Here is a 15,239-nt window from a genome sequence, read left to right as displayed (position 1 = left end):
GGGGAGGACGTTCCCGAACCGCGAGATCGCGCACTTCCTGTCGCGGCTCGCCGTGCTCGCGACGAGCTGCCGGCAGCGCCGCGAGGACGACTTCGAGTCGACGTCGTGGTGGGAGTTCATCGACGCCGCGGAGATGTCGCCCGCGTACCGCAAGCACCTCGCGCGCTCCACGCAGTCGCTGGTGGCGCTGCGGCCGGAGGACGGGAGCGCTCGCACCGTCGGCTCCATCTACCTCCAGTTGCTGTTCGGGCAACTCGATCCGGACAGGCCCGCCGAGCGCGTGCTCGACGGCCCGACGAGTGACGTCTGGCTGGACCCGTGGGCGGCGTACCTGCGCGACCAGGGCGTCACGATTCACACCGACGCGCCCGTCACGGCCATCGAGAGCGACGGCGAGCGCGTGACCGCCGTGGTGGTCGACGGCGAGCGCGCGACCGCGGACTACTACGTCGCGGCGGTCCCCGTCGAGGTGATGGCGGACCTGGTGACGCCCGAACTGGAGCGCGCCGCGCCCTCGCTGTCGGGGACGCGGCGCGTGGACACCGCGTGGATGAACGGCGTCCAGTTCTACCTGGACCGCGACGTCGAACTCGCCACCGGGCACGCCGTCTTCCTCGACTCGCCGTGGGCGCTGACGGCAATCAGCCAGCGGCAGTTCTGGGCCGACCACGACCCCAGCGAGCGCTCGAACGGGGGCGTCGAGGGCGTGCTATCGGTCATCGCCTCGGACTGGGACACCCCCGGCATCGTCTACGACAAGCCCGGCCGCGAGTGCACCCGCGAGGAGGCCGTCGCGGAGATCTGGGCGCAACTCCAGGCCCACGTCGGGACCGACGTCCTGCCGGACGAGGCGCGCGTCACGCACCTCCTGGACCCCGAACTGCAGCAGGGCGAGGACGGCCTCCGGAACGGGTCGCCGCTGGTCATCAACACCGTGGGGAGCCTCCATCACCGCCCCGAAGCCGGCACGGCGGCCGACAACCTCGTGCTCGCAGCAGACTACGTCCGCGTGGAGACTGACCTCGCGACGATGGAGGCGGCCAACGAGGCCGGCCGCCACGCCGCCAACGCCGTCCTGAGCCGCTCGTCTGTTCGCGCGCGTCCCGTCCAGACGTGGGGGCTGGAGGAACCCAGCGTCTTCGACCCGCTGAAGCGCCAGGACGAACTCCGGTACAACCTCGGCCTTCCCCATCCTGGGGAAGCCAGCCACGACGCGTGGCGGCTCGCGCGCAGCATCGCACCCTGACTCGGCGCGACTCGCCCGCAGCGCCAGGCCCACCCGGCGCGATCTGCACGTACTCTCGGCTCCGGCCGTACCTGGGGTGAGCGACACGCTTTTGCCTGCGCGCGAGTATTACACCACCATGGTCGCAGAGACGATAGATCGCGTTCCGCTCTTGTACTGAGTCACACCGTCGTCTCGCGGCCCGGGGTGGTTCGTCGTGCTGAAAAGCGACAGCCACGCCGCGGTCGCGGGCGTCGACGCAGTCGCACTGAAACCCAGCGAACACGACCTCGAGTGCATCCCGGACCTCGAGGACGCCGTCGAGACGGTGGTCGTCGACTACGAGGGCCGCGAGCACCTCCCGGAGTTCGACGCGCTCACCGCGCTCGCAGGCGACCGCACCGTCCGGGTGACGGCGCCCGTTCGCGCCGACGGCTTCGACCCGCTCGGCGACGACTCGCTGGCCGACGCCATCCCGCCCGAACTCGGGCGGGTGTTCGTCGCCGGCCACAGCCAGGGCGGGATGGCCGCGCCCCGCATCGCCGACCGGCACGGCGGCGTCGCGGGCATCGTCTCCATCGACGGCCCCGCCGACCCCGGCATGGACGCGGACGACCTCGGGTTCCTCCGGTACAGCATCGAACCTGACGGCGACCTCACCGAGGAACAGGAGGCGGAACTGGAAGCCAAACGCGAGACGTTCCGCCGCGTCGCAGACGGCGACTACGACCTCGACGAGGAGATTCTCGGGAAACCCGGGCGGTGGCACGACAGCGTGGACGAAGTGACGACCGCGGAGACGGCAGCGGAACTGGACGCGGCCGTGTTCGTCGCGAAGGCAGGCCGCGCGGACCCCGAGACCCAGCCGGAAATCGCGGAGATGCACGAGCAACACTACGAAGAGTGGTGCGAACACGACCTCGGCGAGGACAGCACCGTCGAGTTCTACGAGGACGTCGACCACTACATGCAGGAGGGGTACGACCCGTCCGGGATGGCGGCGCTGTACTTCCCCGGGAACGCTGCCGAGTACGTCGTGACGGACGTCGCTGAGTGGGTTCACGACGTCGCCGACGACTGAGTGGTCTGCGAGCCGCCACCTGGCGCCGGCTGGCAATCTACCGAACCGTACCGGGCACCGGTCGGAATCTGTCGCACCGCCGAACTTATGTGCCGGTCCCCACAACTCTCGACCACGATGCCGAGTCAGAACCTGACGACTCCGGCCGCCGAGGATAGCGTAAGCCGCGGTGACGCGGCTGGTCGAGAAATTCTCCGACTCGCCTAGCCCCTCAGCGCACCGACGCGGCGACCGGGTCGCGGTCTCCGTCGGCGGCGACGAACTGCTTCTCTCCCGCGAGGACGCCGACCAGCTCCGGGAGTGTCTCGAGGACGCGCTCACTGCTCGTGAGACGTTCCTGAACACGGAGGGTGTCCACCGCGCTGACGGCAGTTACGTGGTCGAACGCCGCGGCGCCGACTCCGCGGGCAACCGGAAGGTCTTCGACTCGTTCGGCGCGCTCCGACGGCTGTTCGACCGTCTGCCCGCGGAGTTCACCGCCGAGGACCTCTCCGCGACCGGACTGACCGCCGGCCGCCGCCACATGGTCCTGTGGCACTTCGTCGAACACCCGGGGTTCGCGTGCGAACTCGCGTCCCGGCAACCGCTCACCGCGCGGAAAGCACCCGCGAACGCGGAGGTGGACCAGTAGCCGACAGCAGCCCGGGGTGACGCGAGCGAAGACGGCAACGGCCGTGGGCGAGGCGTAGGCTTTAGTCCGCGCGTCGTCACGGCTCCGCGTATGACGTTCTCCATCGTCGCGCGCGACCCGGACACCGACGCCGTCGGCGTCGCCGTGCAGTCGAAGTTCGTCGGCGTCGGGGCCGTGGTGCCGTTCGCGAGCGCCGACGCGGGTGCCGTCGCCACGCAGAGCTTCGCGAACGTCGCGTACGGCCCCGACGGACTCGACTTGCTCCGCGACGGCTACGACGCAGACGAGGTCGTCGAGCGACTCACCAGCGAGGACGACGATGCGCCCCAGCGACAGGTCGGAGTCGTCGGACAGGACGGCTCCGTCGCGGCGTTCACGGGCGAGGAGTGCTTCGACCACGCCAGCGACCGGCAGGGCGACACCTACACCGTCCAGGGGAACATCCTGGAGAACCGCGAGACCATCGACGCGATGGCCGACACCTTCGAGGAGACGCAGGGTGGGCTGCCGGAGAAACTCATCGCCGCGCTCCACGCCGGCAACGAGGCGGGCGGCGACCAGCGCGGCGAGCAGTCCGCCGCGCTCTACGTCGCAAAACCCGAGGGTGGCTACGACGGCGGGAACGACCGATGGATCGACGTGCGGGTCGACGACCACGACGCCCCGATCGACGAACTTGAGCGCGTGTTCCGCATCTACGACATCACGCTCCTGGAGCGCGAGGACCCAGACGAGTACGCCGAACTCGAGGGCGAGACCGCCGAAGCCGTCCTGGGGACGCTCGCGGACCTCGGCTTCTACGATGGCACGCCCAGCGGCGACTTCGACGAGGACGCCCGGGACGCCCTCGAGGCGTTCCGCGGCATGAACAACTTCGAGAACCACGACCTGGACGCGCTCGAAGACGCGCTCGCCCGCGGCTGGGCGCAGGCGGACGGGGACGGCGAGGAACAGGTCGTCAACGCAATCTGGCACGGCCTCTCGCGCCTCGACCGGAAGTAACGCCGCCCGGTCGATGCGCCGCGCGGCGGGGGCGGCGTGGTGCTGCTCCGGCGGTCGGTTTCGAGTTGTTCTGCATCGGGTACTTCGTCCCGCACCGCGTAGACCTCGGTATGCCCACCGCGGAGACCAACGGCGTGGAGACGTACTACGAGCGCCACGGGTCCGGTCAGGCGCTCGTGTTCGTTCACGGAGCCTTGCTGGACCACTCCCAGTGGGCGCCACAGGTTACCCAGTTGGCCGCGGACTACGACGTCATCACGTACGACGCGCGCGGGCACGGCCGGACCGGGGGATCGGCGGTGGACACGTACTCCATCGAACTGTTCGCGGACGACCTACGTGCGCTCGTCGAGGCGCTGGACCTCGAGGCGTTCGTGCTCTGCGGGCACTCGCTGGGCGGGTGTATCGCGCAGGTGTACGCCGCGTCCCACCCGGAGGCCGTCGCGGGCGTCGTGCTCGCGGACACCTTCGGGCCGACGTTACACAGCCGCAGCGAGTGGCTGCAGCGGTCGCTGTTACTCCGGATGGCGGTCTACCCGGTTCGCGTCCTCGGGTACGAGCGCGTCGAGCGCGCGCTCGTCTGGCTGCAGGTGCGTCTCCACGGTTCGGGCGTCAGCGGTGACTACGGCGCGGTACGGGCGGTCCGCGGCGACGGTCCACGGGTGACGACTGCGGAGTTCACGAAAGTCGCGCGTGCGGTCGCGTCGTTCCACGAAACGAGCGTCGACCTCACGAGGATTACGGCACCAGTGCTGGTGCTGTACGGCGAGCGCGAGCCCTCGGTGCTGCGGGCGCACGCGGACACGTTCGAGGACGAGATTCCGGACGTCCTCCGCCGGGAGGTGCCCGACGCGGGCCACGCCGCAAATCTCGACAACCCCGAATTCTTCGTCGACGTCGTCCGGTCGTTCGCAGCGACCGTTCCGGGGCAGCAGCACTGACAGCGGGCGTTCGGTTCTCTGTGTCGACCGCATCCCAAGCGGCCCAGCCGGCGGGGGCTACCGCTCGTCGACGGGCGTCCACTCGCGGTCTTCGGCGCCGACGTAGCTGGCTCGCGGCCGGATGAGGCGGTTGTCCTCGAGCTGTTCGAGGCAGTGGGCGGTCCAGCCGCCAGCGCGCGCGACGGCGAACGTCGGCGTGAACATGTCGCGGGGGACGCCGACGCCGTTCAGGAGGACGGCGGTGTAGAACTCCACGTTCGTCTCCAGACGGAGGTCGGGCTTGTGTTCGGCGAGGATGTCCACGGCGACGTCCTCGAACTCTCGGGCGGCGTCGAAGAACGCCGTCTCGTCGCGGCCCTCGTAGAACGACTCGGCGGCGTCCTGGAGGACGGCGGCACGGGGGTCGCGGACGTTGTAGACGCGGTGCCCGAACCCCATGACGCGCTCGCCGGCGTCGAGCGTCTCGCGGACGACGTCGCCGGGGTCGTCCGCGGTCGCGGCGTCCTCGAGCATGTCGAGGACGGGACCGGGGGCGCCGCCGTGCAGCGGGCCCTTGAGCGCGCCGACTGCGCCGGTGACGCCGGAGATGACGTCGGACTCCGTGGAGACGACGGTGCGGGCGGTGAACGTCGACGCGTTCAGCCCGTGGTCGACGACGGAGTTGAGGTACGTCTCCAGGCCGCGGACGCGCTCCGCGCTGGGTTCCTCGCCGTCGAGCATGTAGAGGTAGTTGGCGGCGTGGCTGAGGTCCTCCCTTGGTTCGACCGGGTCGTCGCCGTCGCGAGCGCGTTCGTATGCGGCGGCGACGGTGGGGAGCTGGGCGACGGCGAGGGCTGCGTCTGTCCGGGGGTCCTCGTCGCCGTCCCGGGTGAGCGACGCTGCTGCGGTTCCCATTCGGACGGCGTCCATGGGTGGCAGCCCGCGGTCGGCTGCCGCGACGACAGTGTCGATGGCTTCCTGGGACGCGTGGCGCTTTTCGGCGAGCTCTGTCTGGAACGCGTCGAGCTCGTCGGCGTCGGGGAGACGGTCCTCGTAGAGCGCGAACAGCGTCTCCTCGAAGGTGGCGTTGGGCGCGAGTTCGTCGAGCGGGAACCCGGCGATCGTGAGTTCGCCCGCGTCGCCGTCGACGCGCGAGAGCCGCGTTTCGGCGACAGCGACGCCTTCGAGGCCGCGTTGCAGGTCGGCAGTCATGTGGTCACGGTTTCGACGGTCAGTGCTTGAAACTACGCCTGACGGCGAGGGAGTCCGGGAGTCGAGTCGCAGACGCGAGCGGGGCGAGCTGGCTGGGCGGCGCGGCGTCAGGTCTGGCGACGGGCGGCTACGTGGTCGGTGCGGTCCACGAGCAAGCCCGGCTCTGCCGCGGGACGTGGCGGTGATTGATACGGCTGGGGTGGCAACACTGGGGCATGCGCAGCGAGGAGGAGATACGCGAGCAGTACGAGTTCCTCGTCGAGGAGCTGGACTCCGAGGACATGAACCACGAGGGCGTCCGCCAGATGTTCACCTACTACCGGCGTGCACTCGGTTGGGTGTTAGAAGAAGAACACATGTAGCGGCATGCCTTTCGCCCGGGGATAGATTTATTATCGTGCCGCGTTTTGATTCAGGTGACGCTTCGCTTTGGAGGGCCGAAGCGTCAGCGGGGACCAATTCAGGGCGGCTGCGGGGCCGGATTTTCCGGCCTCGCATCCTTTTCCGTTGCGCTACTCAGTAAAGCGACAGCGCTGCGTTCGTGCGAGACGCTGTCGGCGTCGTGCCAACGTGCTGTAGCCACTCGTATTTGTGAATGAACACTTTGAGCGAGGTGCGGTCAGCGGGCGGCGAGCCGAGCGACCTGTCATCTCCAGAGGACACGCTTTACCGGTTCGTCGAGGAGCCCCGTGGCACCGGATACGTCCCGGGCTGGATTGCCGCTCCGTGGCAGCCGCTGGCGCCGCTTTGGCCTGCGATTCTCTGGCGACCCGGTCGCGAGTGTGGGGGCCGGACTGCGCTACCAGCGGAGTTGCGGCCAGACGTTCTGGAACAGCCGGCAGATGAACAGCCTCGCCACCGGCGTCATCCGGAGACTGGGAACGACGCCCGCGGACGCTTCGGCGAGTCCGAGCATTGCCGCGTGGACGCTCCCGACCGACTCCAGCACGGGAACGATGACGGACGCGGCCGCGATGTTCGGCCCCTCCAACCGCGCGGCGCAGACGCACTGCCATCGAGGAAGTGTCCTCGAGGTCGTGGGCGCCCATGGCGGCCCTAGAGCGGGGATTTCCACCGGCGTTCGTATCTGTTCGCGGGACTCGTCGGGTTCACAGGGTGCTTCAGGAGACGTCGAGTTCGCCGTCCACGTCGTCTTCGCCCCACTCGAGTTCGACTTCGATGCTGAGTTCGTCAGCGCCGCTGGACGTCTCACGCCCGGCTATCACCTCGAAGTCCACGGTCTCCGGGGGACCGAGCGTGACTGACTTGTCGGCGGCCGACAGCGTGACGTCGTCGCCGGCGTCGAGTTTGTCCGCGATTGCGCGGGGGTAGTCCGCTGCCTCCGACCGGGAGCGACGCTGCTCGTGTTCGAAGCGGATCTCTTCGCGCATGCGAGGTAGTCGTGAGGCAATGGCGTAACGCCGCTGTCCGTTTCAATTTCAGTCCGACGACCGGACATGTCACCTTCGTAAACGAGGGCAGGCAATCCCGCAGCGGCACCTCAATCCCCCATACTTATGCTTTCAGAGACAGAAGTCGTAACGAGTGCAGGACATATGTACGACCTGACAGGCTTTCAACGCGACCTCCTCTACGTCGTCGCCGGATTAGACGAGCCACACGGCCTCGCGATCAAGGAAGAACTCGAAGAGTACTACGAGTCGGAAATCCATCACGGACGACTGTACCCCAACCTCGACACGCTCGTGGACAAGGGCCTCGTGGACAAGGGCCAGCTCGACCAGCGAACCAACTACTACACGCTCACGCGCCGCGGCCGCCGCGAAATCGCGGCCCGCCGCGAGTGGGAACGACAGTACGTCGACCTCGACTGACCGTGGTCTCATCGCGAGTCGCCACCGCCGCCGCCGGCGTACTCGCCAGCCTCCTCGTCAGCGTGGTCGTGTGGAAGGTGTTCGGCGTCGGACTGTTCTTCCTCGCCGTCCCGTTCGTCCCCCTGCTGTTCCGTGAGCGCTCGTCTGACTCCGAACCGACCGTCCACGAGTGTCCGGAGTGTGGATTCCGGACCAGAACACCCGATTTCGAGTACTGCCCCCGCGACGGTACACGGCTCCGGCGACGCTAGCTGGCGACGGTCTCTTAGTTCGTGTTGGTGGTGTCGGCGTCTTCGCTCGCGCCGTCAGTCCGGAAGTCCGAAACTCTCGTCTGCACAGTCCCGTGTCGCCCGTCCGTCCAGACGTCTCGCCCCAGTGGCTCCGGTTCGATCTGCTCGCCCGCGAGTAGTTCGGGGAGCACCAGGCGGACGAAGTGCACGACGAGCACGAGCACCATCGGTCCGAGGAAGAGGCCGTACCATCCCCACAGCAGCGGCCCGAAGACGTACGCGAGGATGACGAGTCCGAGGTGGAGGTTGCGCCCGGAGACGTACGGCCGCAACAGGAGGTCGGGAACGAAGTCCACGATGACTGCAGCGACGGCGACGAACACCGCCACGAAGCCGTAGCCGGCGTCCTGCTGGACGGCGACGACCCCGAGCCACCCCGCCAACGGCACCCAGACGAGTTTGATGCCGATGATCGGAATCAGGCTCGCGACGCCGGTGACAAGCCCGAGCAACACCGGGTACGGGATGGCGATGGACGCCGGCGAGAACGCGTTGAGCGTCCAGTAGGAGACCGCTGCGATGATGCCCGTGGCGAACGCGAACAGGATGTTCCCGAAGAAGATGTTCGAGAAGTCGTTGTCGACCGCTCGCCCATACGCGGTACTGACACCGGCGCCGTCGGTGAACCGCCTGCGGAACCACGCCGCGAGCTGGTGGTCGTCGCGCAGCAGATAGAACGCGATGATGATCACCGCGAAGATGTGGACGATGAACGACGTCAGGAACCCGATGTAGTCGAGGGCGTTGTCCGCCGTCTTCTGGAGGGCGTCCTGCACGGATGGCTGGTTCAGGAACGCCTCCGGGTCCTGGACGACGCTGGAGACGTCCAGGTACGGTTCCAGGAGCGCGCCCAGCGCACCGAGGTCCACGTCCTGTGTGGTGAGGAGTTGATCGAGCTCCTGGAGACCGACGGCTGTCGTGTACGCGGCCAGGAGCATCGCGGGGAGCGCGAGCGTCACGAGCGCGACGATGGCCGCGACCGTCGGCGGCCGAACCCACCGCTGCAGGCGCCGGTAGACGGGGCGCGTGGCGTAGTAGATGAAGACGCCGAGGACGAACGTCCCGATGAACGAGTACACGGTGAACGCGAACACGCCGGCGAGTACTACTGCCAGCGTCCACCAGACGGCGCGGGCGCGGTCGAACTCGGGAGCGTCCATTACGTGAATGGGCGACAGCAATCGACTAAAAAGGTTCCCTGGTGTCGTCCACGGGCAAGCGAACAGCGAGGGACGGGGAGCCGACGCCACACGGTACCCTGGCGCACAGAAGCCCCCACGTTTTTACACGGGGGTGGAGAATCCAGAGGGGTGCCCGGTACACTGGAACTGCTGGCGGACGCGCCCGTGGATAGCGACGTCGTCCGCATCGCGCTCTCCGTCGCGCTCGGCCTGTTCCTGGGGCTGGAGCGCGAGTGGTCCCAGAAGGCGGCGGGAATCCGGACGTTCGCGCTGGTCAGCGTCCTCGGGACGATTTTCACGCTCGTCGACACGGCGCGATGCGAAGGCGCCGCCGACGTCGTCTGCCCGCCGTACCTCTCAGGCGTCGGCGCGGCGTTCGTCATCGTCGTCGCCGGCGTCCTGATGGTCTCGGGGATGCGGAACGAAGACGAAGGCCTCCACCTGACGACCGCAGTGAGCATGCTCGTTGCGTACGGCGTCGGCGTGCTCGTGGCGGTCGGCGCGGTGCTGCCCGCGACGGTCGTCGCCGTCACGAGCAGCCTCCTGCTCGTGTTCAAGCGCGAACTGCACGGGTTCGCGTGGGGGCTCTCCCGCGAGGAACTCAGGTCGACGTTCGAGTTCGCGATTCTCGCGTTCGTCGTCTACCCGCTGCTGCCCGCGGGGAACGTCGGGTTCGGGAGCGGCGAGTACGCCGTCGAGGTCGAACCGCGCGTGGTGTGGCTGATGGTCGTGTTCGTCGCCGGCATCGGCATCCTGAACTACGTCATCGTGAAGACGTACGGCGGCCGCGGCATCGCCGTCACAGGCTTCTTCGGGGGGCTGGCGTCCTCGACGGCCGTCGTCGGGACGATGCTCGACCACGTCAGCCAGCACGCGGAAGCGTCGTCGTATGCCGTCGCGGGCGTCCTGCTGGCGAACGCCGCGATGGCGCTCCGGAACCTTCTCATCGTCGTCGTGTTCACGCTCTCGGCGGGCGTGCTCGTGGAAGCGACGATCCCACTTGCGGTCATCGTCGTGGGGTGTGTCGCGGTCGCCGCGGTGACCGCGGACTGGCGGACCCGCGTCGAGATGGAACTGGAGAGTCCGTTCTCCATGCGGAACGCGCTCGGGTTCGGTGCGATGTTCCTCGTCGTCGTGGTCGCGGGCGGCCTCGCACAGACCCAGTGGGGGTCGGCGGGCCTCTACGTCACCGCCGTGCTCTCGGGGCTGGTGTCCAGCGCCGGCGCGACGACGTCCGCTATCGTGCTCTACCGCACGGGCGCCATCTCGTCGACGTCCGCGACCATCGCCGTCCTCCTCGCGACGGCCAGTTCCATCGGCGTGAAGGTGGCGCTCACCGCGACGAGTTCGAACCGCCCGTTCGCGTACCGCGTGGCCGGCTACAGCGTCGTCCTCCTCACCGCAGGCGGTATCGCGACGGCGTTCGTCGCCGCCTGAGACCGGCAGCCACGTCTGCGAGATTTGCGGGAACCGTAACGAATCGCTTTTACCGGGCGGCCGGGCAAGTCTTTCCATGGACAGGGAGACCGCCGAGCCGAGCGTCCGGTCGATGCCGGGCGACAAGGCCGAGCAGTGGGTGTCGTATCACCACGAGCACGCTGCGCCGAGCACGTACGTCTACGAGTTCGTCTGGGACATTACCGAGGAGGCCGCAGGGCCGTTCTGCACGGACGTCGACGGCAACGTCCTCATGGACTTCACGAGCCACGTCGCCGCGGCTCCGTTCGGGTACAACAACCCGAAGATCGTGGACCGCCTCGCGGAGTTCGACCTCGTCGACCCGTCGAAGATCGCGGGCCAGGACTTCTACGCCAGCGGCGGCTGGCCGCCCGAAGACCCCGACGTGCCGACCTCCACGCAGCTGCTCGACCGGCTCACCGACCTCACCGAGTCGTACGGCCTCGACACGGTGTTCCTCTCGAACACGGGCGCGGAAGCCGTCGAGAACGCCATCAAGATCTGTTACGCGAACGGCGGCCACCGCGCGTTCACGTTCGACGGCGCGTTCCACGGGCGCACGCTCGGGGCGCTCTCGTTGAACCGCTCGAAGACGGTCCAGCGGCGTGGCTTCCCCGAGATAGGCGGCATCGTCTCCGTACCGTACTGTGCCTGCGAGGGCGACTGCGAGTGCGGGTGGAAGACCAACGGCCCGGGCGGGAACGTCGTCGCGGACAAGCTCCACCCGGACCGCGGCGTCATCGACCCCGAGGAAGTCGCGTACGTCATCCTCGAACCCCAGCAGGGCGAGGGCGGCTACCGCGTCCCGAACGAGGACTTCGTGAGCGACGTCGTCGACATCCAGCAGACTCACGACATCCCCGTTGTCGCCGACGAGATCCAGTCCGGCCTCGGCCGCACCGGCGAACTCTGGGGCGTCGACCACACGAGCCTCGACCCGGACGTCATCACGTCAGCGAAGGGCCTGCGGGTCGGCGCGACTATCGCCAGCGAGGACCTCTTCCCCGACGAGACGGGACGGTTGTCCTCGACGTGGGGCGCCGGCGACATCGTCGCCGCGGCGCAGGGCGTGGCCACCATCGACGCGATCACGAGCGACGGCCTCCTCGACAACGTGACCGAGCGCGGCCGCCAGGTGAACGAGATTCTCGCGGACGAGGCGCCCGAGTTCGTCACCGACGTGCGCGGGAACGGTCTCATGCTCGGCGTCGAGTTCGACACCAAGGACCGCCGCGAAGCCGTCGTGAAGGCCTGCCTGGAGCGCGGTCTGCTCGTGCTCGGCTGTGGCTACAAGACGGTTCGACTGCTCCCGCCGCTGGACGTCACCGAACGGGAGATCGACGTCGCGATGGACGTCTTCGGCGACGCGCTCGCGGATACGAAGGTCCGGCACGCGGCCCCGTCGACCGCGCACAGCGAAGACGTGGCCTGACTCCGGCCCGGACTCGGGCCAGACAGTTCGGTCGTCGCTCAGGCGTCCTCGACGACGACCGCGCCCTGCATCCCCTGGTTCTGGTGTGGGGTGCAGACGTACTCGTAGCGGCCCGGCGCCTCGAACGTGTACTCGAAGGAGAACCCCCGGTCCTCGATGGCCTCGTGGCCGTCCCAGTTGGCGTCGTCGGGCTGGCTCGTGACCGCGACGTTGTGCGTGCTCGACAGCCAGACGAAGCGAACCGTCGTCCCGGCGGCGGTGGTCAACTCCTCCGGGTCGAAGACGTACTCGCCGTCCGGACCGACCGCAACGACCTCCGTGCCCTCGGGGGCGTCCAGCGCGTCCACCTCGTCGTCGCTGCCACCGCCGATGCACCCGGCGAGCGCCGCTACACTGACACCTGCCGTCGAAGCGAGGACTGCTCGTCGCGTTCGGGCTTCCATGTTGCAGACTCGGGACCTGGTCCCCATAACTGGGTCGCATTCGACCCGCGAGACGAACGCAGGACCCCACGGACGGCTGACACACAGTGCGTCCGCTTCAGGTTCTCGGACCCAGGACTTGCCTTGCTGCTGCCGGCAGCGTCGTGCAACACATCGATACGGTGAGCGCGTACGGGGGACAGAGCAACGACGAGGCGCCCTACTCTCCCGTGCGGGGGAACCACCTGCTGTTCCTCGTGTTCGCGCCGGCCGCGTGGTACCTCATCCAGTCCGGCATCAACGCGACCGCCCGCGGACAGGCGTAATTCGGGCGGGCGGCCGCTTCCGCTGCCTCAGAACTGGTAGCGGCGGTCGTCGTCGCTCTGCTGGAACTCCGTTCCGCCGGCCATCTGGTCGTACGTCATCCCGGAGAGGTACTCGTCGTAGGTCACGCCGTAGGTCGACCGCAGGTGGAAGTCCAGGCGACCCGTCTCGGTCGTCGACTGGAACAGGACGTGGACGGCCCGCCGGAGCAACTCGTCGGTGTCGGCGTCCAGCGCCGCGCTCAGCATCGCCAGTTCCTGTCGGCTCTCCCGGTCGAGGAACTCGTAGTCGTCGAGGTCGTCGGAGGCCAATTCCACGTCGGTTTCGAGGTCGTCGAGGCTCATACCCGAGGCATGCCGTGGCGAGGGGATACGCCTTTCCGTTCCACAAACCCCCCGGCGACCGCGTCAGGCGATCGCGGGGACGCGCTCGGAGCCGCCGACCCTCGACGGCTGCTCGGTGGCGGCGTCGGGAATCGTAATGTCGACCGGTTCGCCGTAGTCGGAGAACGTCATCGTGACGGTCGTTTCCGCGGTCTGGCCGTTCACCGTCATCGTCAGGTCCGCTTCGACCTGCCGGACGAGGTTCGTCTCGTTGGCGACGTGCATCCGGTAGGTCGCGTTCTCGATTGTGACGCCGTCGAGCGCCTGCTGGCCCTGCTGTTGCTGCACGAGCGCTTTCATGTCCTCGGTGTCCGGGTCGACGCGGAGCACAGTCGTTGCAGTGCTGCCGACTGTTCCGCCGCCCGCGACGGAGACGTTCCCCGAGTCCAGAATCTGGCGCTGCCGGGCGAGACTCTCGCTGTCGCCCCAGACGCCCGACTCTGAGAGGTCCTGGGTCTGCCACTCGCCGTTCGACTGCAGGTACATCGTGGTGCCGTCGATGTACGTCGTCGCGTCCTGACCGAACAGGGAGACGTTCAGTCGGGCGCGCTCGGCCTCCCTGTCGAAGGCGCCGCGCTGGGTCATCGACAGCGTCTGTCCGTTCGCGGAGACGTTCATCTGCATTGTCAGCCGGTACCTCTCGACGTCGCTCATCGCAGCGACGACGTCCGCTTCGAGTTCGTCCGCTGATGGCGCTTCGTCGCCCGTCTCCCCGTCGCTCCCGGGGAGGCCTGCACACCCCGCGGTCACGACGAGGGCTGCGACTACTGCCGCCTGGAGGGCGCGTACTCGCATACGAGTCCGTTGGACGACCCTGAACTTAACGCCCTCGGGTCTTCGCCGCTGGTGCGAATCGGGGGGACCGACCAGTCCAAACCACCATTCCTATGCGCGGGACGCCCGAACTCGCGCCCATGACAGAGGGGGCAGGGGAGCAGACACTCCCCCGCGACACGGACGCTGTCCGGGAGGCGCTCGTCGCGTGGTACGAGGACGACCACCGGGATTTCCCGTGGCGGGAGACGGACGACCCCTACGAGATTCTCGTCTCCGAGGTGATGAGCCAGCAGACCCAGCTCTCCCGGGTCGAGGACGCGTTCCACGAGTTCCTCGACCGGTGGCCGACCACCGCCGCCCTCGCGGCCGCAGACCGCGCGGACGTCGTCGGATTCTGGTCCGCGAACAGCCTCGGCTACAACAACCGCGCGACGTACCTCCACGAGGCGGCCCAACAGGTGGAATCCGACTACGGCGGCGAGTTCCCGGAGGGCCCCGGTGAACTCTCCGAACTGATGGGGGTCGGGCCGTACACCGCCAACGCCGTCGCGTCGTTCGCGTTCAACAACGGCGATGCCGTGGTGGACACAAACGTGAAGCGCGTACTCTACCGCGCCTTCGACGTCCCGGACGACGACGCCGCCTTCGAGTCGGCCGCGAACGAACTCATGCCGGACGGCGAGTCGCGCGTCTGGAACAACGCGATCATGGAACTCGGCGGCGTGGCCTGTCAGAAGACCCCCTCGTGTGACGAGACCGGCTGTCCGTGGCGGGAGTGGTGTCACGCGTACCAGACCGGCGACTTCACCGCGCCGGACGTGCCCACGCAACCCGACTTCGAGGGGAGTCGGCGGCAGAAACGCGGACGGGTAGTAGCCGCACTCTCCGAGCACGACGAACTCACGCTCGACGAACTCGGGCCGCGGGTGCGAGTGGACTACGTGCCCGACGGCGAGGCCGGCCGGGACTGGCTCCGCGAGTTGGTCGACGATCTGGCTGCCGACGGCCTCGTCGACGTGGTCGAACGGGAGAGCGAGACGGTCGCACGCCTGCGGGAGTAGCCCGC

The 15,239-nt window shown here is 68.3% G+C and carries 19 protein-coding genes; 12 read left to right on the top strand and 7 right to left on the bottom strand.

Annotation, left to right across the window (positions count from 1 at the left end):
* From GRX66_RS02010 to GRX66_RS01990, 5 genes are all read left to right on the top strand, one after another.
* A partial coding sequence (locus GRX66_RS02010; RefSeq protein ID WP_159525022.1) for a hydroxysqualene dehydroxylase occupies positions 1-1,246 on the top strand: 1,246 nt, incomplete at its 5' end.
* 196 nt (positions 1,247-1,442) lie between these two features.
* Positions 1,443-2,306: a DUF7388 family protein gene (locus GRX66_RS02005; protein WP_159525021.1), complete on the top strand. Its 864-nt coding sequence runs from the start codon at positions 1,443-1,445 to the stop codon at positions 2,304-2,306.
* A gap of 169 nt (positions 2,307-2,475) precedes the next feature.
* Positions 2,476-2,937 carry a DUF7528 family protein gene (locus GRX66_RS02000; protein WP_325063913.1) on the top strand — a complete coding sequence of 154 codons (462 nt, stop codon included), beginning with the start codon at positions 2,476-2,478 and terminating at the stop codon, positions 2,935-2,937.
* Between the two features lie 90 nt (positions 2,938-3,027).
* On the top strand, positions 3,028-3,939 hold the full coding sequence (locus GRX66_RS01995; protein WP_159525020.1) for a DUF1028 domain-containing protein: 912 nt from the start codon (positions 3,028-3,030) through the stop codon (positions 3,937-3,939).
* 110 nt (positions 3,940-4,049) lie between these two features.
* Entirely contained in the window at positions 4,050-4,880 is an 831-nt protein-coding gene (locus tag GRX66_RS01990) for an alpha/beta fold hydrolase (RefSeq protein WP_159525019.1), read from the top strand.
* A gap of 57 nt (positions 4,881-4,937) precedes the next feature.
* Here GRX66_RS01990 and GRX66_RS01985 read toward each other — a convergent pair whose 3' ends face one another.
* Positions 4,938-6,071 (bottom strand): citrate synthase, encoded by a 1,134-nt coding sequence (locus tag GRX66_RS01985; protein WP_159525018.1) that lies wholly within the window; start codon positions 6,069-6,071, stop codon positions 4,938-4,940.
* A gap of 215 nt (positions 6,072-6,286) precedes the next feature.
* Between GRX66_RS01985 and GRX66_RS19370 the strand changes: the two genes are divergently transcribed.
* A complete protein-coding gene (locus GRX66_RS19370; RefSeq protein WP_201292879.1) occupies positions 6,287-6,433 on the top strand; it encodes a hypothetical protein in 147 nt (48 codons plus the stop codon).
* Positions 6,434-6,870: 437 nt separating this feature from the next.
* On the opposite strand, the gene GRX66_RS01980 is transcribed toward GRX66_RS19370, so the two are convergent.
* Both GRX66_RS01980 and GRX66_RS01975 read right to left on the bottom strand, forming a co-directional pair.
* On the bottom strand, positions 6,871-7,062 hold the full coding sequence (locus GRX66_RS01980) for a hypothetical protein (RefSeq protein ID WP_159525017.1): 192 nt from the start codon (positions 7,060-7,062) through the stop codon (positions 6,871-6,873).
* A 130-nt stretch (positions 7,063-7,192) separates the two neighbouring features.
* Positions 7,193-7,462, bottom strand: a complete 270-nt coding sequence (locus GRX66_RS01975) for an amphi-Trp domain-containing protein (RefSeq protein WP_159525016.1) — start codon at positions 7,460-7,462, stop codon at positions 7,193-7,195.
* A gap of 165 nt (positions 7,463-7,627) precedes the next feature.
* Between GRX66_RS01975 and GRX66_RS01970 the strand changes: the two genes are divergently transcribed.
* The gene (locus GRX66_RS01970) at positions 7,628-7,906 is read left to right on the top strand and encodes a PadR family transcriptional regulator (protein ID WP_159525015.1); all 279 of its coding nucleotides are present in this window, start codon (positions 7,628-7,630) and stop codon (positions 7,904-7,906) included.
* A gap of 2 nt (positions 7,907-7,908) precedes the next feature.
* Entirely contained in the window at positions 7,909-8,157 is a 249-nt protein-coding gene (locus tag GRX66_RS01965) for a hypothetical protein (protein ID WP_233745243.1), read from the top strand.
* Between the two features lie 14 nt (positions 8,158-8,171).
* Here the strand turns inward: GRX66_RS01965 and GRX66_RS01960 are convergent, their stop codons facing one another.
* Positions 8,172-9,356 (bottom strand): AI-2E family transporter, encoded by a 1,185-nt coding sequence (locus GRX66_RS01960; RefSeq protein WP_159525014.1) that lies wholly within the window; start codon positions 9,354-9,356, stop codon positions 8,172-8,174.
* Positions 9,357-9,506: 150 nt separating this feature from the next.
* Here GRX66_RS01960 and GRX66_RS01955 point away from each other — a divergent pair, with 150 nt between their 5' ends.
* Entirely contained in the window at positions 9,507-10,814 is a 1,308-nt protein-coding gene (locus GRX66_RS01955) for an MgtC/SapB family protein (RefSeq protein WP_325063912.1), read from the top strand.
* Between the two features lie 76 nt (positions 10,815-10,890).
* On the top strand, positions 10,891-12,267 hold the full coding sequence (locus tag GRX66_RS01950) for a class-III pyridoxal-phosphate-dependent aminotransferase (RefSeq protein ID WP_159525013.1): 1,377 nt from the start codon (positions 10,891-10,893) through the stop codon (positions 12,265-12,267).
* Positions 12,268-12,305: 38 nt separating this feature from the next.
* Here GRX66_RS01950 and GRX66_RS01945 read toward each other — a convergent pair whose 3' ends face one another.
* Positions 12,306-12,710: a plastocyanin/azurin family copper-binding protein gene (locus GRX66_RS01945; protein WP_159525012.1), complete on the bottom strand. Its 405-nt coding sequence runs from the start codon at positions 12,708-12,710 to the stop codon at positions 12,306-12,308.
* A 143-nt stretch (positions 12,711-12,853) separates the two neighbouring features.
* Here GRX66_RS01945 and GRX66_RS01940 point away from each other — a divergent pair, with 143 nt between their 5' ends.
* On the top strand, positions 12,854-13,015 hold the full coding sequence (locus GRX66_RS01940; RefSeq protein ID WP_159525011.1) for a hypothetical protein: 162 nt from the start codon (positions 12,854-12,856) through the stop codon (positions 13,013-13,015).
* Positions 13,016-13,042: 27 nt separating this feature from the next.
* On the opposite strand, the gene GRX66_RS01935 is transcribed toward GRX66_RS01940, so the two are convergent.
* A complete protein-coding gene (locus GRX66_RS01935) occupies positions 13,043-13,357 on the bottom strand; it encodes a hypothetical protein (protein WP_159525010.1) in 315 nt (104 codons plus the stop codon).
* A 63-nt stretch (positions 13,358-13,420) separates the two neighbouring features.
* The gene (locus tag GRX66_RS01930) at positions 13,421-14,191 is read right to left on the bottom strand and encodes a DUF6612 family protein (protein WP_159525009.1); all 771 of its coding nucleotides are present in this window, start codon (positions 14,189-14,191) and stop codon (positions 13,421-13,423) included.
* Between the two features lie 119 nt (positions 14,192-14,310).
* Here GRX66_RS01930 and GRX66_RS01925 point away from each other — a divergent pair, with 119 nt between their 5' ends.
* Positions 14,311-15,234 (top strand): A/G-specific adenine glycosylase, encoded by a 924-nt coding sequence (locus GRX66_RS01925; protein WP_159525008.1) that lies wholly within the window; start codon positions 14,311-14,313, stop codon positions 15,232-15,234.
* Positions 15,235-15,239 lie beyond the last annotated feature (5 nt).

This window comes from Halobacterium bonnevillei (genome assembly GCF_009831555.1).
GTDB classification, from domain to species: Archaea; Halobacteriota; Halobacteria; order Halobacteriales; family Halobacteriaceae; genus Halobacterium; species Halobacterium bonnevillei.
The sequence above is the reverse complement of the archived record's forward strand: the minus strand, read 5'-3'. Positions and strand labels throughout refer to the sequence as shown.